1 protein-coding gene is annotated in these 735 nt (G+C 48.4%); it reads left to right on the top strand.

The genetic code is table 11. The annotated features are described in order from the left end of the window. The coding region (locus AC1DWB_RS36625; protein WP_477545949.1) for an MFS transporter at positions 1 to 735 on the top strand (735 nt) is incomplete at both ends.

The following is a 735-nucleotide window of genomic DNA, read 5'->3' as shown; positions in this document are numbered from 1 at the left end:
TCAAGGGGCTGGTGGCTCGGCCATCCCTGCATTGATCTTCGTGATGGTTGCCCGATTCTTCACATCAGAAGAACGGAGTAGAATGTTCGGCATCATCACATCGACCGTATCCTTCGCGATTGGAATCGGTCCGGTTCTTGGGGGGTATATCGCAGGATCGTTCCATTGGTCGTATCTGTTCCTAATCCCGCTACCTGTGCTCGTCGCCATTCCGTTCTTCCGCAAGTTATTGCCCCTCGAACAACGCCGACCAGGTAAGATGGACCTTGTAGGAGCGCTGCTGCTTGGCGCATTAGTGTCGATGTTGATCTTGTTCACGACGGAATCCAGCTTCGTTTATTTGCTTATTGCCTTCATCGCTCTGATCGTGTTTGTCATTCATATCCGTCGAGTAGAAGAACCGTTCGTCGATCCTAGCTTATTCACCCATACGCTCTATCGCAATGGCCTTATAATCGGCTTTCTCATATTCGGATGTGTGATGTCCGTCATGTTCGTGATCCCGCTCATGCTGAACAAGGTGTATGGTCTGAATGCAGAGAATATCGGGCTCTTAATGTTTCCGGGAGCGATTAGCGCAGTCATATTCGGAAGAGTTGCTGGTAATTTGACTGTCAAGCGAGGAAGTCACTATGTCGTGTATTTGGGTTTGGTCTTAATCGCGTTAAGTCTGATGCTGCAATCTTCAACCATTGGGTTGTGGGTATGGTTTATAGGGATCGCCTTAATTATGAT

Source organism: Paenibacillus sp. P4_E11 (assembly GCF_056401635.1).
The sequence above is the reverse complement of the archived record's forward strand: the minus strand, read 5'-3'. Positions and strand labels throughout refer to the sequence as shown.